General features: G+C 62.5%; 1 protein-coding gene. It reads left to right on the top strand.

Annotation, left to right across the window (positions count from 1 at the left end; translation table 11 throughout):
* A partial coding sequence (locus B5M41_RS26775; RefSeq protein ID WP_268998432.1) for an EF-Tu C-terminal domain-related protein occupies positions 1 to 720 on the top strand: 720 nt, incomplete at its 5' end.

Raw genomic sequence — 720 nt, 5'->3', positions numbered from 1 at the left:
CTGTCGTCCTACGAATTCCCGGGCGACGACATTCCGATCGTCAAGGGTTCGGCTCTGGCGGCTCTGGAAGATTCGAACAAGGAAATCGGCGAAGACGCGATCCGCGCCCTGATGGCCGCAGTCGACGACTACATCCCGACGCCCGAGCGTCCGATCGACCAGCCCTTCCTGATGCCGATCGAAGACGTGTTCTCGATCTCGGGCCGTGGTACGGTCGTGACCGGCCGCGTCGAGCGTGGCATCGTCAAGGTCGGTGAGGAAATCGAGATCGTCGGCATCCGTCCGACGACGAAGACGACCTGCACGGGCGTTGAAATGTTCCGCAAGCTGCTCGACCAGGGCCAGGCCGGCGACAACATCGGTGCGCTGCTGCGCGGTGTGAACCGTGACGGCGTTGAGCGTGGCCAGATCCTGTGCAAGCCGGGTTCGGTCAAGCCGCACAAGAAGTTCAAGGCCGAAGCCTACATCCTGACGAAGGAAGAAGGCGGCCGTCATACGCCGTTCTTCACGAACTACCGTCCGCAGTTCTACTTCCGCACGACGGACGTGACGGGCATCGTCTCGCTGCCGGAAGGCACGGAAATGGTCATGCCGGGCGACAACGTGACCGTTGACGTCGAGCTGATCGTTCCGATCGCGATGGAAGAAAAGCTGCGCTTCGCCATCCGCGAAGGCGGCCGTACCGTCGGCGCAGGCATCGTCGCCTCCATCGTCGAGTAA

The organism is Shinella sumterensis (assembly GCF_004514425.2).
GTDB lineage: Bacteria > Pseudomonadota > Alphaproteobacteria > Rhizobiales > Rhizobiaceae > Shinella > Shinella sumterensis.
Note: the sequence above shows the minus strand (reverse complement) of the source record. Positions and strands in the feature narration are given on the sequence as shown.